Here is a 17230-nt window from a genome sequence, read left to right on the forward strand (position 1 = left end):
TCACACCCTCGCTCATGATCTCCCTCTCCTGAAGATCAGCGCTCCGAGGATCAGTCGGAGCGTGCTCTCATCCGTAAGAGCAAGGGAGCGCCCGTGCGAGACGGGCGCTCGATGCTGCGACGGATGGTCAGGCAAGCTCGATGGTCTGCTTCCAGCCGGGCATGCCCTTGGCCAGGCTCTCGCTGGAGGCGACGTGCACCCGGCGCGAGTGCCCGTTCTCCTCGCTGAACACGAAGCCGTAGCCGTACGACTCGATGACCGTGCCAGTCTTGACGAAGTGCACGCGCCCGTCCGGGCGGTAGCGCATGACCTTGATGCGGTCGCCAGTGTTGGGGCTGAAGGTCTCCACCATGATCAGTCCTCTCCAAAACTGATCAACCGGCCGGATCAGGGCCGGTGGTTCTGCTCGACTGCAAAACCAAGGGGGCGCCCGTACGCGACGGGCGCCCGATGGCTGGGCAGGCGAATCAGACGGCGCGGAACGCGTACTCGCCGTGCGGGTCGGCAGCTCGCGCACCGTCCCACTTGATCCAGTAGGTGACTTCGTCACCGTCGCGCTCAATGCGCTCGATGAAGCCCTGGTAGGCAGGCGTTCCGTCGTTCTCGTAGTCCACGCGCTCGACGCGCATGCCCTCGTTGACAATCATGATCATTTCCCCTCTCCAGGAAATGCCGGCTGGAATGCCAGTGATCTTGCCGTACTGCAAAACCAAGGGGGCGCACCCTCCAGGGATGCGCCCGATGGCTCGACAGGCTCAGCACTCCTCGGCGACGAAGAGCACCCATCCCCCGGGATAGTGCTGGGAGATGAGCGCCCTCACGCGCTCGGGGCGGTAGGCCGACGCGTCCACGCCGAATGCGTCGGCGATCCAGACGCGCGCTCTGGCCAGCATGATGAAGCGGTTGCGCATGGCGTCATCCGTTCCACTGCTGGGACAGGGACACGCCGTGCGTGTGGCACTCGACCACGAACCCGCCATAGAGCCAGCCCAGCCCCTCAGCGTCGTCCGTGGCGTCCACGGTGCGCATGGCGGTGGACCATGCGCCGCCCACACGGGCCGTGCACCCCTGGTGCTGCTTCAGCACCTCCATCATCGTGGGCCGCTGCTCGGGGCAGCGGTCACGGACGAACGCTTCCCAGCCACCCTCGTAGTGCTGCTGGATGCCCTTGACGATCTGTGCTCCGGTCAGCTCTGCAACCGCATCGTCGTCCATGTCGGCCCAGACGTGGTCGAGCACCCAGCGCTGCGCCTCATGCAGCTGCGGAATGGTGACGGTGCTCATGTCGATGTTGCTCATGATCAGTTCCTCTCCAGGCTGATCTGCGGACTCATCAAGCGGGCAGGGAGATCAAGCCCTGCCTGCATGACGAGTGACGGGCCGGAGCCCGTCACCGCCTTGCTTGTGTGTCCGCCTTGCTGCGGACCGCTCCCTTGCGGCATGTGCCCCCGGGAGTCTGGGGCTTGACGTCCTATCGCGTGCCGGTCATCGCGGGATGTCTGCCCCGCTCGGGTACACGCTCTCAGTGCCTGTGCACTCACCCGGTTAACGGTCGACGCTGCCGGGCGGACGCTGCTCTGCGGTTGTTTTCGCGCCATGGTCTGCCGCCCAACGGGGCGATCTGCCTTGCTCGCTCATCGGCGTGGAAGCCAACTGAGCCAGGGGCTCCGTGTGTGGTGGCTCTGTGAAGAGCCCGTCACACGCTCGCTCCGCTTCGCCCCGTTTCGGGGGCTCCTCGGTGCGATGAGAGAACTCTCCTCTTGAGCGCGAACGCGGTCAAGAGCTTCCCGGGAACTTTCTTCAAGATTCTTTTGGCATCGCTCTGACCTGCACTGGTATGGGTTGCCTTACCCCGAACACTTGTTTGTTGAGACTTGGATTGAAAGCGAATGCGTCTGTGTAGTCGAGCGGATGCGAGCACTCCCACATGTGAAGAGCTGCTGCATCTACGCAGGTAGAGGGCATGATCGCGTGCATATGCCGCTGGCTCACGGCACGTAATGCCGCTGTCGCATGCAGTGCGCGGGCACTCGGTGCCCGCAAGAGGCATTCACGCCAATCGCTCGCCAGCGACAGCTGGCTGACGGCTCCTCGCCCCGTGGGCGAGCGCTGGACGCACCGCGGCCCTGTGCGGACCGCTGAGCGCTCGCGACGGACGGCTGATGCCGTTCGGCCCGGAAGCTGTGGCAGTCGCTCACGCACGCGCGCACGCGCGAGCTGTCGCCCCTCAGGGCGACGGCTGTGCTGCTCCACCTTCGGTGGAGTGCGGAATGTGCGTGGGCATGCATGCGCAGCCGCTGTGCGGCTGAGCTGTGGGGGGAGCTGTGCACCACAGGTGCACGGCTTGCTCTATGCATGTGTGTGCCGGAGGCACACGTGCTCATGCTGATCGGGGAGCGAGAGCATGTGAGGCGGAGGATTGTCCGCCTCGCATGATCGAGCTCGGCCCCTGCTCTGTGGAGCTAGGGGCGTGCTGTCCACCTGCGGTGGACTGCTCAGCGCTTGACCCCGGGTGTTTAAACCCGGGGCCGAGCTCGATCGATGGTGTCCATCCATCGATCTATGCTCAACCCCCCAGCATTTGCTTGAGCCGCCCTGCGGGGGCGGCTCTCATGCATTCATGCGCGGCCTTTCGGGCCGCAGCTTGCCGCGCGCGAAGGCGCGCGAGCTGAGCCCCCGCGCCAGCGGGGAGCAGGGGAGCCCCTAGCAGGGGAGGACGCAGGGCATTACTCCTGGTCAGCGCGGCTTGTGCAACAGGTCTGGTGTGTGTCCGCCACGGCGCTCCTGCCTCCGGATCGCCTGTTGCTCGTGGGTGCGCCGGCCGAATCCGGGCGCGGTTATGCGGCGCCCTCTGACGGCCTGTGTCGGATTTCAGATCCGGCAACCGCGGAGCGTGCTCTCACGGCGGGGCGAAGGGTACGTGAAGTGCTCCGGGAAGGCTAATTGTCCGAACCGCCGTTCAGAGCTTTTCGCTGCTAGCAGAAAAGTGCTAGCACATGTACCCTCCGCCCTCGGCCGGCCCCCTGGAGGGGCCCCTGGCGTGGGAGGTGAGGGGATGGCCCGGATGCTCGGCACGTTCGCGCGCTCGTGGTGCCCCTCGTGCCGCCGCCGCGCTGGAGTGGACTGCGGCGACAGCAGCATGACCAAGAAGGCCCGTCGAGCGCTGGAGAAGCGCGCCTGGCGCCGGGAGGCGCAGTGGCCAAGCTGATCGTGGACAGCGACAAGCTGCCGCCCCTCAAGCCGCGGGACAGGCGCGTCTCGCGCGCCAGCTCGCAGGACAAGAAGCAGATCCTGATTGCTTCCGTCCGCCAGGGCTTCACGATCGCCGAGGGATGCCGCCAGGCCGGCATCAGCATCAAGACGCACGAGTACTACCGGCGCAGCGATCCGGACTACCGGGACCTCATGGACCGGGCCCTTCAGGCCCGCGTGGAGGGTGCTGAGGCGCAGCGCAAGGAGGTCCCGGAGTTCCCGGAGTTCTGCGAGAAGTACCTGGACACCAAGCTCTTCGCGCACCACCTCCAGTGGTACGACCTCCTGGAGGGCCGCGAGCCGCGGAACCTGCATCCTGCGCAGCGCTACATCAAGGGCGACCCGGACACGATCCTGGTCAACACGCCGCCCGAGCACGCGAAGAGCACCACGATCACGGTCAACTACGTGACGTGGCGCATCGTGCAGGACCCGAGCATTCGCATCCTGCTCATCAGCAAGACACAGAGCCTCGCCGCGAAGTTCTTGTTCTCGATCAAGCAGCGCCTCGCCGAGAGCAAGGCGTACGCCAAGCTCCAGCAGGACTTCGGGCCGCCCGGCGGCTGGAGCGAGGGCGCGTCCACTTGGACGAGCACGCAGATCCGTGTGGCCGGAGTGGACTCCGGCGAGAAGGACTACACCGTGGAAGCCGCCGGCATCGGCGGCCAGATCTACGGCACGCGTACCGACCTGGTCATCATGGATGACTGCGTGGACAACACGAACCACCAGCAGTTCGAGGCCCAGATCAACTGGATTCAGAACATCGTCAGCTCCCGCGTGGCCGACGTTGGCGGCCGGATGCTACTCGTGGGCACGCGTATGGCGACGGTGGACCTCTACTCCGAGATCCTGAAGCCGCAGTACTACTCGGATGACGAGAGCCCCTGGACATACCTGACGCAGCCCGCGGTGCTGGAGTTCGATGAGGACCCGGAGCGATGGGTGACGCTCTGGCCGCGCACCAACCGGCCGCCCGTCACCTCCGCGGCCCGCAAGCTCGTCCAGCAGGACGAGGACGGCCTCTGGCCGATGTGGACCGGACCTGCGCTCGCGAAGAAGCGCCGCAAGATGACGCCTCGCAACTGGTCCATGGTCTACATGCAGGACCAGGTGGCCGACGACGCGGTCTTCAAGCAGGAGGCCGTGCAGGGCTGCATCGACCGGGCCCGCTATCCGGGCCGCATGACCGATGGCCTCTCGGACCATCGGCGCTACGGCATGGATGGCCTGCTCGTGGTTGCCGGCCTGGACCCGGCAGCGGCTGGGTGCACGGCCATGGTGGTGGTCGGCCTCGACCGGCGCACCGGCCAGCGCTGGGTGCTGGACGTGATCAACAAGCGCGGCATGCCGCCGCACGAGATGCGCGGCGAGATCAAGCGCCTGACCGAGCGCTACGGCATATCGGAGTGGCGCATCGAGAAGAACGCCTACCAGGCGTCCATCACGCAGGACGCCGAGATCCGCCAGTACCTCAACGCCCGCGGGTGCCTGATCAGCCCGCATCACACGAACACCAACAAGTGGGACCCGGACTTCGGAGTGGCCAGCATGGCGCTGCTCTTCGACGGCTGGGAGACGGGCAAGAACACGATCCGCCTGCCGTCCAAGACTCAGTCCGAGGGCGTGCGCGCCCTCGTGGAGCAGCTGTGCTCCTGGTTCCCAGAGACCAAGGGGCTCACGGACACCGTGATGGCTCTGTGGTTCACGGAGATCCGCTGCCGCGAGCTGATGCTCAGCGACTTCAGCAACTGGCACACGAACAACACCGAGTTCACCTCGGAGCGCGACCGGCAGGGGCAGATGGTCGTGGACATCGACTTCGCCTTGCAGCAGCAGGGTGCGGGGCCGCGGGACGGCTCCATGAGCGGATGGTGAGGCACTGATGGCCTGGTACCCCGGCGCGACGAAGATGGAGCTGCTGCCCGAGAGCGACAAGCAGGAGGCCATCCGGCCGACGCAGCTCATCGTGCACTCGATCGTCGCTGCGTGGACGGCACGCAGGACGTACGAGTTCTGGCGCGACAGCACGAACCTGGAGAGCCACTTCGGCATCGGCTATGGCGCGGGCGACATCGCGCAGTACATGGGCACGGAGACCCGCGCCGACGCCAATGCCCAGGCGAACCGCCGGCCCGATGGGACCGGCGCCATCAGCGCGGAGACGGCGTCCAACTCCGAGGCCACCGACCCGTGGAACGCCTCGCAGGTGGAGGAGCTGATCAAGCTCGGTGTCTGGGTGCACAAGCGGCACAACGTGCCGCTACGCATCTGCCGCACGCACGACGACCCCGGCTTCGGCTACCACTCGATGTTCTCGCAGTGGTCGAGCAGCGGGACCGCCTGCCCCGGCAAGGCGCGCATCGCGCAGTTCAGGACCGTGATCTTCCCGGGCATCGTCGCCCGGGTGCAGGAGGAGGAAGCAGTGGCGCTGACCGACGCGGACAAGAAGTGGCTGCGGGACACCATCCGCAACGAGGTGGGCTACGCGGTGGCTGCCTGGAAGAACGAGGACATCGACTCCCGCGACGTGTTCCAGATCCAGCGGGACGCAGCGAACTACGCGAAGCGGGCCGCCGAACTGCTCGAAGGCAAGTAAGCGCTGAAACCGCTCACCAACCCTTACACTTCGCTCGCAGGAGGTGGGCATGGCCGATATCGAGAAGATCACGCGCCGCGTGGAGGCTCTGCGTCGTGATGCCTCCGAGCGTGACGCGAGGCACCAGACGGTCTTCGACGCTCGTGCGCAGAAGATCGAGAACATCGCACCCGGCAGCATGCCGGACGCTTGGCCGCGGCCGGTTACGGCCAACGCCATCGACACCGCATCGCGCCAGCTCGCCGAGAACCTGGCGCCGCTGCCGAGCATCAACTGCGCCTCCGGGGTGATGACCTCGGAGCGCTCCAAGCGCTTCGTGGGCCGCAAGACGAAGATCGCGTACTCATACGTGATCGACAGCAACTTGAAGGCCAAGATGCCGCAGGGCTGCGACTGGTACCTGATGTATGGCTCCATGCCGTTCGTCGTGGAGCCCGACTTCAAGGCCGGCCGCCCCCGCATCCGCATCGACAACCCCATGAAGAGCTACCCCCAGTTCGACCTCGCCGGCCGCGTCGTCAGCTACACCAAGGTCTGGCGCGAGCCGGCCCGCCAGCTTGCCGCGAAGTTCCCCGAGCATGCTGCCGCCATCATGGGCGGCGACTCGCCCTACGGCCGGCAGACCAACGGCGATGCCGAGCTGGAGCTGGTGAAGTACTGCGACAAGGACACCTATCTCCTCTACATGCCCGAGAAGCGCAATCTCGTGCTGATGGAGACGCCGAACCTGTTCGGCAAGGTGCCGGTCGCCATCGGGCTGAAGCCGAGCTGGGACGACCAGGACCGCGGCCAGTTCGATGACGTGGTCTGGCCCATGCTGGCCGCCAACCGCATGGCCATGCTCGGCCTCCAGGCCACGCAACAGACCGTGCGGGCGCCGCTCGCGCTGCCGCCCGACGTGCAGCGCATCCCCATGGGCGATGACGCGGTGATCCGCACCAACTTCCCCGAGAAGATTCGCCGCGTCGGCACGGACGTGCCGCAGGCCGCCTGGCAGCAGCAGGCCATGCTGGCCGGCGAAGTGCAGCGCGGCACGCGCACGCCGGCTTCGGCCACTGGCGATGTCGATGCCTCGATCATCACCGGCCGCGGCGTGGACGCCCTGAACGGTGGCTACGACATCCAGGTGGCCACCGGCCAGCTCATGATCGGCACAGCGCTGGAGCAGGCGCTGGAGCTGTGCTTCGAGATGGACGAGCGCTTCTGGCCGGACGCCAAGAAGACCGTCAGTGGCGTCATCAACGGCACGCCCTTCGAGGAGTCCTACACCCCCGCGAAGGACATCAAGGGCAACTACCGGGTCTCCGTCTCCTACGGCTTTGCCTCCGGGATGAACCCGAACCAGGCCCTGGTCTTCCTGCTCCAGCTCCGCGGCGACCAGCTGGTGCCGCGGGACTTCGTCCAGCGCCAGCTGCCCATGGACGTGGACGTGGCGCAGCTCCAGGCCCAGGTGGACATCGAGCAGGTACAGGACGCCCTCAAGCAGGGCATCTTCGCCATGCTCAGCTCCGCGGGGATCATGGCCCAGCAGGGCATGGACCCCACCATGGTGCTCGCCCAGGCGGCATCGATCATCGAGATGCGCGAAAAGGGCATCCCGATGCACGAGGCCATCCTGAAGGCGTTCCAGCCGGAGCCCCCTGCCGAACCCACGCCGGCAGAAGCGGCTCCCGGCACCCCGGGGCCAGAGGGCGGTCCCGGGGTGCCCTTCGGCATGAATGCGACCACCGGCATGCCCGGTGGCATTGCGCCGGGTCAGGCGCAGATGGGTCCGGGTGGCAAGCCCGATCTCATGTCGATGCTCGCGGGCATCAGCTCCGCGGGCCGGCCCTCCATGTCCGCATCCGTCAAGAGGCAGGTACCAGCATGAGCTGCAAGACGTGCGGCCACGAGCGCGAGGGCGATGTGCAGCCCCACAACGTCGGCTGTGCCGACTCGCTGGCGAGCAAGGCGCTGCGCGAGCACGCGCGCAACCTGGTCGAGCCGGACTTCGCCGGCTCGCTCTGCGAGCACGACGGGTGCTCGCAGCCGAAGAAGGAATGGTCCGGCAAGGGCGCCAAGCCCAAGTACTGCACCGCCGGCCACAAGTAGAAGGAGCAGGCCATGCACGACGACGACTTCCACTCGGGCAGCAAGCCCCAGGACAGCCTGAAGGGCGGCATGGAGATGCCCCACACGCAGGCACCCATGCACTCCGAGGCGCAGACCAACCCGCGCTCGGCGTCCGCGGACAACGTCGGCCAGAGCTGGGACTCCACGTCCCTGCGGCCGGGGCACACCACGCTCAACCCGGCCAACAGCCAGAAGGCCCACTGACCTCCTGACTTAGGAGGCACTTAGGAGGAGCTATGCCGAGCGGTGGATACCGCCAGCCCAGTTCCCCCGCCCCGGTCTCCGGGCCGGGGGCGCTCTCGAAGCGCACGGACGGCGGTCCGGGCAAGCAGCCGGTACGCGCCCCATCCGGGGGCGCGTACGGCGAGCGTCAGGAGCTGGAACAGCTCCAGCAGGGCGCGGCGCTTTCGGCGACGCCTGGCGGTGACGTGGGGGCTCCTGAGCCCGTGGACGTGACTGCCGACCTGGTCGGCTTCGGTGAGCCCACGCAGATGCCGGGCGAGCCGGTGACCGCCGGCGCGGACCTCGGGTCCGGCCCGGGGCTTGAGGCGCTGGGGCTGCCGAACCAGCCGGACGAAGACATGAAGAAGCTCGTGGCCTACCTGCCGGTGCTGGAGCACATGGCCAACCAGCCGGGCGCCTCGAAGGCGGCCCGCAATCTCGTGCGACAGCTGAAGGGGATGGCCTGATGGACTGGTTCGATCAGCTCGGCAACATGGTCGGCTTCTTCCCCGACACGCCCGCCCTCGCCTTCGACATGGCGCTGAACGGCTCCAACCCCGACTTGGTCGGCTACGGCCTGGCCTACGGCCTCCAGAAGGCGCGCACTCCCATCGACGTCTATCCGCCCGCGGAGATGTCCTTCCCTGCCGGAGGCGCGGGTGTCTGACGGCTTCACCGGCTTCCTGAAGGATGTGGGCGACGGCGTTCGGTACGTGCCGATCGTCGGTGCCTGGGTGGGCAACCTCATCCCTGTCGAGGAAGAGCACAGCGGCGCTACGCGCGCCATCGAGAAGTACTTCCTCAAGCCCGGCTCGGAGCCCATCGTCAAGACGATGCACGCCCTGAACTGGTTCTACGACAACGGCATCTCGCAACCCATCTCCACCGCACTGCTTGCCGGCACGAGCAGCGAGGATTCCGTGGGGGACCTGCTCAAGGGCAGCACCTGGTCCCACGCCTGGCAGGTTGCCGAGCACGTCAGCCCCGGGCAGGCATTCTGGGCGGACCACGATGAAGTGGACCGCATCCTGGAGAACCGCCCGCTGTACGCCACGCCCTCGGAGTCGTACCTGCCCCCGGGCTGGGACGACATGAGCGAGGACGAGCAGCAGTCACTGCTGGCCGAGGCCGGCATGCCGGTCATCGGCAACCGCGCGGTCGAGCAGATGCGCCGAGACCACGACTGGTTCACCTTCGCCAGCGGCGCAACGGACTTCGCCTTCCGCTGGTGGCTCGACCCCGTCGTGCTCGCCGGCAAGGGCATTGGCGCCGCCCGTGAGGCGACGATGGTTCAGCCCCGCCCGAAGGGCGGCTGGACGGGCGACGACATCGACCGCATGATGAACAGCTCGAACATGGCCAAGGCGCAGGACTTCCTGTGGACCAACCGAGCCAACCCGCAGCTGATCAACAACCTGTCCATGTTCAAGAAGAGCGCGCTCGGCCCCCGGGCCGGCGGCATCATCTCCACGCTGCGAAGCCCCGAAGAGGTCAATCTCTTCATGCGCACGGCGCTGGGCGACGTGAAGGCGCGAGCCGCGCTCCAGGAGCGCAACGCGCTTGCCGCGCAGCGTATGGACCAGGACACCGCGCGCCTTGCCGAGCTTGACCTTGCCCTGCCGCGCGTGATCGCGCAGAACAACCCGCGCGCTCAGGCGATGGTCGAGCAGCGCATTGACGACCTGCACCGGCAGGTCGCCGCTGACGAGGCGCTGACATCGCGCTACGGCGCAGCGCTCGCCCATTACGGCGAGCTGGATGCGCTGAACCTCACCCGCTGGAGCTTCAACCGCGCACACCGTCGCACGAGCGCGCAGGTGAACTACCGCACGGGCCCGGCGCTCGGGCAGTCCGCGGCTCGCCGCGGCCCGCTGAGCATCGCCCGGGTGTACGCCAACGACTTCTTTGGCACCAACCTTGTGGTCGTGCGCAGCTTTGCCGAGTCGCACCCCAACGGCCTGATGGCCGTGGACGACATCCACCCCGAAGCCGTGGACGAGCTGCGCGGCCACATCGCACGCATCCCGGGCATCGGGCCCGAGATCCGCGGCGACCTGCTGGCGAACTACCTCAAGACGACCACCGAGGGCGAGCGCCTGGCCCAGCTGGAGAAGATCCAGGCGCTCGGAGTCAACAAGATCGCCGAGAAGCACGGGTTCACCGGAGACGAGGCGCGCGCGCTCTACACCGAGTACATGGCCAACATCGTGGGCGGCCAGGACAAGCTGCGCCGGTACTCGGCCGGCTCCTTCCCGGGACAGGCTGTCCACCTGGACGAGTTCATGGACGGCGGCGGCAAGTTGTCCGTTCACCCCAACCTCGTCACCCGTCTGGTCAACGACCAGGTCATGATCGACCTGAAGGCGCTGGACACCACGCTCAAGCGTCACAGCAGCGCCCTGAAGGCGCTGCGTACCAGCTCGATCGGCAACAAGGACTGGCTCGTCAACGGCCTGGACTACTTCAATCATCTGTGGAAGTTCGGCACGCTTTTCCGCCTGGGCTACATCCCGCGGGTGCTCGGCGACGATATCGCCGGCCAGGTCGCCCGACTGGGCGCCGCGACCATGGCAGCCCGCGCCGGCTACGGCGTGAAGAACCTGGCCACCAACCTGGCCCACTGGCGCCCTGCCCGGCACTACGAGGCGCAGGCCGCAACGGCCCGGGAGGGCCTGAAGTACATCGATGAGGAGCTGGCCCCGCTCCAGCAGGCCGCAGCGCGCCAGCGCGCGCAGCTGTCCCAGCGCACAGCCGTGGCCGAGCGGGACGCGCAGCGAGCGCGCGACCGGCACCGCCGTGCGGAGAGCGCCCGGCGTCACGCATTGCCGGAGGACGGCTATAAGCGCATGCTCGCGCACTCCACTCTGGTGGGGCGCCGCGCTGCTGAGGTGGAGATGGCCGAGCAGGCCGTGCGCCATGTCGGCGCCGGCCGGCAGGCCCAGCTGACCCAGCTGGAGGAGCGCATTGCGGAGCTGACGACGCAGCGCGCAGCGCAGCTGTCTGCCGCCGAGGCGCTGGAGCAGGCCGCAGGCCGCGGCTTCCGGCAGTCGTCCCAGCTTCACAAGGGCGTGGAAGTGGCCCCCGGCACGGTGCTGCCCGCGGCCTTCGCGGGCGAGCGCGGCGAGTACTTCATGAAGATGATCAGCTCGGACGACTCGCTGCGCACACTGCTGTCGAAGAACAAGCAGGTCGTGCACTCGAACTTGCAGAAGGCGTACGGCAACCAGGGCGTTGCGATCAGCTTCCCGCAGGACCCGGTGAAGTTCGTGTCCTCCTGGAACCAGGCGATCAACAAGCAGATCATGCAGGACGCCTTCGCCGTCATGGCGGTCAAGGGCGCGTCCATTGACGAGATGGCGCGCTGGCTCACCCGCACCCCGCAGGGGCGGGCATATCGCAAGCGCCTGGGCATCAAGTACGCGCCTGCCGAGCGCCTGGCCGCCTCCGTGTGGCACGAGGTGGACAACTACCTGCCCACGGCAGAGATCCGCATGGCTGCCCTGGAGGGCAAGGCTGACGACGCCTTCCTGAAGGAGGCGGCCGAGCAGGGCCGCCGGCCCATGGACGTGCACACCACGCAGCTCGGGGAGAACCTGGCGGGCTCCAACCACATGAGCAAGGGGCTCGACCGCGTCGTGGACTGGTGGTACAAGTGGGCCGCCTCCATCCCCGCGGACCGCATGTCCCGGCACCCGCTGTTCAATCAGCTCTACGAGGGGCACGCGAAGTCCTTGGCGGCGCAGCGCACTGCGCAGGCGAGCGGGAAGCCCGTGCGCTTCACGCAGCAGGAGGCGGACGACCTCGCCGAGGCGGCTCGCCGCCTGGCGCTCAAGGACACACGGAGACTCGTCTTCGACATCGCCCACCGCAGCGACTCCGCGCACATGCTCCGCTTCATGAGCCCGTTCTTCGCGGCGACGACCGAGGCGTGGCAGAGGTGGGCGCGCATCATCGCTGACCGACCTCAGACGGTCGGCTACGCCACGATGTTCTTCAACGCGCCGATCTCTGCCGGCTGGATGCAGGACCGAGACGGCAACAAGATCATGCGTGACGGCACAGCAATGGTCTGGGACGAGAAGGCCGGCAAGCTCGTGCCCAAGATGGTCCCCAAGGGGGACAGGCTCATCATGGCCCGGGTTCCGAAGTTCATCGCAGAGGGCCCAGTGGGCAAGGCGTTCAGCATGGACTCCTCCAAGCGCTGGGCCGTCAGCCAGGACTCCATGAACCTGATCACTCAGGGTGACCCCTTCTTCAACCCGGGCACCGGCCCGATCGTCGCCATTCCGGTGAACGAGTTCGTGAAGGACAAGCCCAAGGCTGCCGAGATTGCGCGCCACCTTGGCGTGCTGCCCTTCGGGCCCACGCCCGGCAGTCCGCTCTTCGGCAACACGCCGCTGGGCCGCGTCGCTGACCTTTCGCTGCCGCAGACGGTGAAGAACTTCCTCACCTCCTTCGACACGACGGACGAGCGCTACCAGCGCGTCAAGCTCCAGATCATGCAGCAGGCTGCCTACGAGCACGCCGAGCTGGGCAAGCCCATGCCGTCCGCCCGCGAGATCGCGGACCGCACGAGGAACTTCTGGCTCCAGAGCGCTGCCTGGTCCTTCGTGCAGCCGGCCGCCACACAGCGGCCGGACAAGTACCAGTTCTACCGCGACCAGTACAACAACCTGCGCCGCATGGACCCACTGAAGGCGGACGAGCGCTTCCTGGAGCGCTTCGGCGAGAGCTACTTCATCTTCGCGCAGGCGACCTCCAAGAACGAGATCGGCGCCGAGGCGACGAAGAACGCCGTGGAGCTGAGCAAGAAGTTCGAGCAGCAGATCGCCGATCACCCCGAGCTTGGCGCCCTCATCATCGGCCCCGAGGGGGCCGGACCCTTCTCCCCGGAGGCGTACACCTACCAGCTCACCCACCCGCTCGTCCCGGGCGGGTCGGAGATGCAGCGCCGCAAGCTCGATGCCGAGGAGGCGATGCGCGAGAACCAGCGCCGGCTGGGCTGGGCCAAGTTCACGCAGATGCAGAATTTTGTTACCGCGGAGCTGCATGCCGCCGGCTTCCAGTCCTTCAGCGACCCGGGCGCAGAGGCCATCGCCTCGAAGCGTGCGGCCATTGCCAAGCTCTACGGCGAGCCGCTGCTGCCCACGGGCGAGGTGAACCCGTACTACAACGAGGAGTGGTCGAAGGACTTCTATTCCTTCGATGCCCGCAAGTACGACCGGCTCATCCCTGGACTGACCGCGGTGGCCTTCTCCGAGATCGCCGACAACCCGAGCCGCACCGACCTGCGCTCGCTCCAGACCTACCTCCAGGGCAGGCAGCAGATGATGCAGGAGCTGATGGCGCGCAAGGCGGCCGGCGGAGCCGGCACGCTCAAGGCGAAGGCGAACTCCGAGCTGGCCCAGACCTGGGCCCGCTTCGTGGACCACCTGCGCGAGCAGGACACCACCTTCGGCGACCTGCACAGCAGGTATCTTTCCCGCGACCTCGGGGTGGATCTCGATGAGGTCGAAGCGGAGCTGGAAGACATGAGCGATGAAGGGGAGGTCGCGTAGTGGCGATCAGCAAGCCCACCCCCTCCTCTTCAGGGGGCGCGCAGACGGACGTGCTCGCGGCATTCGCCGCCGCGGGCGGCTCCGGCGCCGCCACGCAGGGGCGGGTGTACTTCGGGGAGCAGGGCGGCTACCGCCCCAAGGGCGCGGAGGAGAAGGGCAGGCTGCTGCCCAAGCGCAGCGTCTGGCTGACCGAGGACGAGGCAATCAGCCGCTTCTTCGGCTGGAGGCAGAAGGACCAGCAGGACTTCCTCGCCAAGGGCATCGTCAGCGGGCTGCTCAAGCTGGGCGACGGCCCCATGGAAGCGAGCAAGCTCTGGACGAAGCTCGTAAAGGAGGCAGCCAGCTACGGCAAGGCCGGCAAGAAGGTGCACCCCTTCGACATCCTGGCCTCCTACGTGAGCGCCGCTGGCGGCACGCGCGAGAGTCAGTGGCAGTCCATGGGCGCGTTCGAGGTGAACGTGGCCACGGGCGAGAAGCGCTACGTCGGCCCAGGCACATACCTGGGTGACGGCAAGGCTCAGCAGATCGACACCCGCACGGACCTCACTGACCCCGATACCGCGCGGGCTATCGCCACCAAGCTCTTCCAAGACCTCATGGGCCGCGACCCCGGAGCGGGCGAGCTGGGCGCCTTCGCGAGCGCCCTGCACACCGCGGAGAGCAGTGCGCCCGTCGTCAACACCACCACGACGACGTACAACATGGAGACCGGCCAGCCGGTCAGCCAGGACACGCAGTCCTCCGGCGGCATGACTGCCGAGGGCAGGGCTCTGATCGGGGAGAACCAGATCAAGAAGAGCAAAGAGTACGGGGTGACCCAGGCGGCCACCACGTACCAGAACGCCTTCGAGAACCTGATCTTCGGCGCACCGGAGTAAGCCATGGCCCGCGGAGAAGACATTGTAGAGCTGGCCCGCAAGAGCCTCGGCGTGAAGTACGTCTGGGGCGGCAACAGCCTGACCTCCGGCATTGACTGCTCGGGCCTGGTCCAGCAGGTCTTCAAGGCGCACGGCATCGAGCTGCCCCGCGTCACCTATGACCAGATCAACGTAGGCCAGAGCGTGCAGCCCAACAAGCTCAGGCCCGGCGACCTCGTCTTCTTCGACACCGACCGCAAGAGGTCCGGCCCGGACCACGTGGGCATCTACATGGGCGGGGGCAAGTTCATCCACGCCCCGGCTCCAGGGAAGCCTGTGCAGATCAGCTCCCTTGCTGACGGCTACTACATGGACCGCTGGATGGGTGGCCGCCGCGTCAGCGGCGTCTCCGCCAGCGCCACCTCCGGTGGCGGTGAGGTCGAGGAGGTAGCGCCCAAGCTCGATGCGCACGAGCTGGCGGAGACCTACGGCATGTCGTACGCGTTCTTCAAGAGCCAGCCCGAGCTGTGGAAGGAGCTGAACGCTGCCGTCGAGGGGCAGTGGACGCCACAGAAGTTCCAGGCCGAGATCAAGAACACGAGCTGGTGGAAGAAGAACAGCGACTCCATGCGCCAGGCGCAGGTGCTCCAGAAGACGGACCCCGCCACCTACAAGGCATCCATGGAGGCCACCCGCGTGGCCGTGCGCGACATGGCCGTCAAGGCCGGCGCCATCCTCAGCCAGAAGAACGTGGACGCCCTCGCGAAGAACATGCTGCACCTGAACTGGAACGAGGCCCAGGTGGCCAATTTCCTCGGGCAGTACATCAAGTTCTCCGAGGAGAAGACGCTGGGCGGCATCGCCGGCCAGGCGGCCAAGGCCATCAAGCGCGCCGCCTACGAGAACGGCGTAGCCGTCACCGAGCAGTCCGTGCTGAACAATGCCCAGTACATCGTCCGGGGGCTGACGACCATGGAGCAGGTCACCGCGTCCATTCAGGAGCAGGCAGCCGGGCTCTACCCCGGCTGGTCCGAGCAGATCATGGCGGGTGCCTCCATCCAGGATCTCGCCCAGCCCTACCGGCAGATTCTGGCGCAGGAACTTCAGCTTCCCGAGTCCGACGTGGACGCTTTCTCCCCGAAGATCAAGCAGGCGCTCAACCACGTGAGCAAGGACGGCGTTCCCGCACCCATGGACCTGACGCAGTTCACGCAGATGGTGCGCAATGACCCTGCCTGGCGCAAGGCGCCCGGGACGGGCGAGAAAGCCATGGGCGTGGCCCGTGAGGTGCTGAAGCAGATGGGCCTGGTGAAGTAGATGGCGCTGTCCTTCGAGGCGTTCCTGTGGGCGCTCACGCAGCAGGAGTCCGGCGGCAACTACGGCGCCGTGGGCGTCTGGGTGGGGGGCGACCGCGCTTACGGTCGCTATCAGGTCATGGGGGCCAACGTTGGCCCCTGGACGCAGAAGTACTACGGCAAGCGCCTCACGCCCCAGCAGTTCCTCGCCAACCGCGCCGCGCAGGACGCGGTTGTACGCGGCGTGCTCGGCGGCTACGTCAAGAAGTACGGCTACCGCGGGGCCGCGTCCGCCTGGTACAGCGGCAACCCGAACCTGCACAACAGCACCCGCTCGCAGCCCGGTGGGCCCTCCATCAAGGGCTATGTGGACAGCGTCATGAACCGCGCCGCCGGCTACAAGGGCGGCAGCTCGGGCGTCAGCGACGCAGGCACGGCGGCTGCCGGCTCAGGCACGCCCGCCCAGCCCAAGCTCGACCGCGCGGAGCTGGCCGAGCAGTACGGCCTCAGCGCTGCGCTGATCAACAGCTCGGCCGAGCTGAAGAAGCTCTTCGAGCAGGCGGTGGCCGGCCAGTGGTCGCCGGCCCGCTTCCAGGCGAGCCTCAAGAACAGCAAGTGGTGGAAGAACCAGTCCTCCAGTCTGCGTAAGTACATCACCCTCAAGCACACCGACCCCGCCACCTGGCGGCAGAACTACGGCAATGCCGAGGCGAAGATCAACGCCCTTGCTGTGCAGCTGGGGCTGGCGAGCCAGTTCACCAAGGGCAAGGGCTCGGACCTGCTGAAGCAGGCCGTCTACAACAGCCTCGCGCTCGGCTGGTCGGACGACCGGATCAAGGACTGGCTCGGCTCCAAGGTCACCCTGCACGGGGACATCATGTGGGGCGAAGCCGGCGACGCCTACGACAAGCTGCACGAGGTGGCCTACCTCAACGGCGTGCAGTACTCGAACAGCTGGTACGAGAGCAAGGTGCGCGAGGTCATGGCGGGCAAGCTCGCGCAGTCCACGCTGGAGGATCAGATCCGCTCCGCAGCCGCAGGCAAGTTCAGCGCCTTTCGCGAGCAGATCATGGCAGGGCAGAACGCGCTCGACCTTGCGGCCCCGTACCTCAAGACCGTGAGCCAGCTCCTGGAGCTGGCCGAGTCGGACGTGGACCTGTTCAATCCGCACGTCTCCAAGGCGATGACAGGCTCCAAGGGTGTCGCCACGCCCTTGTGGCAGTTCGAGCGCGAAGTGCGCTCGGACCCGCTGTGGAGGAAGACAAACAACGGTCGGGAGAGCATGATGACGGTTGCGCACAGCGTGGCCAAGGACTTCGGAATGGCCTGGTGACG

Annotated in this window: 15 protein-coding genes; 11 read left to right on the plus strand and 4 right to left on the minus strand. The window is 67.1% G+C overall.

Annotated elements, in window-relative coordinates:
- Window positions 1-127: 127 nt before the first annotated feature.
- The 4 genes from EAO77_RS37510 to EAO77_RS37520 all read right to left on the minus strand — a co-directional run bounded on the left by EAO77_RS37510 (window position 128) and on the right by EAO77_RS37520 (window position 1299).
- Window positions 128-352, minus strand: coding sequence for a hypothetical protein (locus tag EAO77_RS37510; RefSeq protein ID WP_147992733.1), 225 nt, complete (start codon window positions 350-352; stop codon window positions 128-130).
- A gap of 115 nt (window positions 353-467) precedes the next feature.
- Window positions 468-653 (minus strand): hypothetical protein, encoded by a 186-nt coding sequence (locus EAO77_RS37515; RefSeq protein WP_147992734.1) that lies wholly within the window; start codon window positions 651-653, stop codon window positions 468-470.
- Window positions 654-755: 102 nt separating this feature from the next.
- Complete coding sequence (locus EAO77_RS39320; protein WP_187283612.1) at window positions 756-911, minus strand: hypothetical protein; 156 nt, start codon at window positions 909-911, stop codon at window positions 756-758.
- Between the two features lie 4 nt (window positions 912-915).
- On the minus strand, window positions 916-1299 hold the full coding sequence (locus EAO77_RS37520) for a hypothetical protein (protein WP_147992735.1): 384 nt from the start codon (window positions 1297-1299) through the stop codon (window positions 916-918).
- Between the two features lie 1896 nt (window positions 1300-3195).
- Here EAO77_RS37520 and EAO77_RS37525 point away from each other — a divergent pair.
- The 11 genes from EAO77_RS37525 to EAO77_RS37575 all read left to right on the plus strand — a co-directional run bounded on the left by EAO77_RS37525 (window position 3196) and on the right by EAO77_RS37575 (window position 17228).
- Window positions 3196-5130: a hypothetical protein gene (locus EAO77_RS37525; RefSeq protein ID WP_147992736.1), complete on the plus strand. Its 1935-nt coding sequence runs from the start codon at window positions 3196-3198 to the stop codon at window positions 5128-5130.
- Between the two features lie 7 nt (window positions 5131-5137).
- Window positions 5138-5851 (plus strand): N-acetylmuramoyl-L-alanine amidase, encoded by a 714-nt coding sequence (locus EAO77_RS37530; RefSeq protein WP_147992737.1) that lies wholly within the window; start codon window positions 5138-5140, stop codon window positions 5849-5851.
- Between the two features lie 49 nt (window positions 5852-5900).
- On the plus strand, window positions 5901-7721 hold the full coding sequence (locus EAO77_RS37535) for a hypothetical protein (RefSeq protein ID WP_147992738.1): 1821 nt from the start codon (window positions 5901-5903) through the stop codon (window positions 7719-7721).
- Entirely contained in the window at window positions 7718-7942 is a 225-nt protein-coding gene (locus tag EAO77_RS37540; protein ID WP_147992739.1) for a hypothetical protein, read from the plus strand. Before EAO77_RS37535 ends, EAO77_RS37540 begins: the two co-directional genes overlap by 4 nt.
- Before the next feature lie 12 nt (window positions 7943-7954).
- Window positions 7955-8167, plus strand: a complete 213-nt coding sequence (locus EAO77_RS37545) for a hypothetical protein (protein WP_147992740.1) — start codon at window positions 7955-7957, stop codon at window positions 8165-8167.
- Window positions 8168-8199: 32 nt separating this feature from the next.
- Window positions 8200-8652, plus strand: a complete 453-nt coding sequence (locus tag EAO77_RS37550; RefSeq protein ID WP_147992741.1) for a hypothetical protein — start codon at window positions 8200-8202, stop codon at window positions 8650-8652.
- The gene (locus EAO77_RS37555; RefSeq protein ID WP_147992742.1) at window positions 8652-8852 is read left to right on the plus strand and encodes a hypothetical protein; all 201 of its coding nucleotides are present in this window, start codon (window positions 8652-8654) and stop codon (window positions 8850-8852) included. Before EAO77_RS37550 ends, EAO77_RS37555 begins: the two co-directional genes overlap by 1 nt.
- Window positions 8845-13743 (plus strand): hypothetical protein, encoded by a 4899-nt coding sequence (locus EAO77_RS37560; RefSeq protein WP_147992743.1) that lies wholly within the window; start codon window positions 8845-8847, stop codon window positions 13741-13743. Before EAO77_RS37555 ends, EAO77_RS37560 begins: the two co-directional genes overlap by 8 nt.
- On the plus strand, window positions 13743-14621 hold the full coding sequence (locus tag EAO77_RS37565; RefSeq protein WP_147992744.1) for a hypothetical protein: 879 nt from the start codon (window positions 13743-13745) through the stop codon (window positions 14619-14621). Before EAO77_RS37560 ends, EAO77_RS37565 begins: the two co-directional genes overlap by 1 nt.
- Before the next feature lie 3 nt (window positions 14622-14624).
- Entirely contained in the window at window positions 14625-15917 is a 1293-nt protein-coding gene (locus EAO77_RS37570) for a C40 family peptidase (RefSeq protein ID WP_147992745.1), read from the plus strand.
- 117 nt (window positions 15918-16034) lie between these two features.
- Window positions 16035-17228, plus strand: a complete 1194-nt coding sequence (locus EAO77_RS37575; protein WP_147992746.1) for a hypothetical protein — start codon at window positions 16035-16037, stop codon at window positions 17226-17228.
- Window positions 17229-17230 lie beyond the last annotated feature (2 nt).

It is taken from the genome of Streptomyces sp. T39, from assembly GCF_008042045.1.
In the GTDB taxonomy this organism is placed as follows: Bacteria; Actinomycetota; Actinomycetes; order Streptomycetales; family Streptomycetaceae; genus Streptomyces.

Excerpts from the sequence above, each read along its gene's own strand:
- EAO77_RS37550 (WP_147992741.1), top strand. The coding sequence starts at position 8,200 with ATGCCGAGCGGTGGATACCGCCAGCCCAGTTCCCCCGCCCCGGTCTCC.
- EAO77_RS37515 (WP_147992734.1), bottom strand. The coding sequence starts at position 653 with ATGATCATGATTGTCAACGAGGGCATGCGCGTCGAGCGCGTGGACTAC.
- EAO77_RS37575 (WP_147992746.1), top strand. The coding sequence starts at position 16,035 with ATGGGGGCCAACGTTGGCCCCTGGACGCAGAAGTACTACGGCAAGCGC.
- EAO77_RS37555 (WP_147992742.1), top strand. The coding sequence starts at position 8,652 with ATGGACTGGTTCGATCAGCTCGGCAACATGGTCGGCTTCTTCCCCGAC.
- EAO77_RS37510 (WP_147992733.1), bottom strand. The coding sequence starts at position 352 with ATGGTGGAGACCTTCAGCCCCAACACTGGCGACCGCATCAAGGTCATG.
- EAO77_RS37535 (WP_147992738.1), top strand. The coding sequence starts at position 5,901 with ATGGCCGATATCGAGAAGATCACGCGCCGCGTGGAGGCTCTGCGTCGT.
- EAO77_RS37520 (WP_147992735.1), bottom strand. The coding sequence starts at position 1,299 with ATGAGCAACATCGACATGAGCACCGTCACCATTCCGCAGCTGCATGAG.
- EAO77_RS37540 (WP_147992739.1), top strand. The coding sequence starts at position 7,718 with ATGAGCTGCAAGACGTGCGGCCACGAGCGCGAGGGCGATGTGCAGCCC.
- EAO77_RS37570 (WP_147992745.1), top strand. The coding sequence starts at position 14,625 with ATGGCCCGCGGAGAAGACATTGTAGAGCTGGCCCGCAAGAGCCTCGGC.
- EAO77_RS37545 (WP_147992740.1), top strand. The coding sequence starts at position 7,955 with ATGCACGACGACGACTTCCACTCGGGCAGCAAGCCCCAGGACAGCCTG.
- EAO77_RS37530 (WP_147992737.1), top strand. The coding sequence starts at position 5,138 with ATGGCCTGGTACCCCGGCGCGACGAAGATGGAGCTGCTGCCCGAGAGC.
- EAO77_RS39320 (WP_187283612.1), bottom strand. The coding sequence starts at position 911 with ATGCGCAACCGCTTCATCATGCTGGCCAGAGCGCGCGTCTGGATCGCC.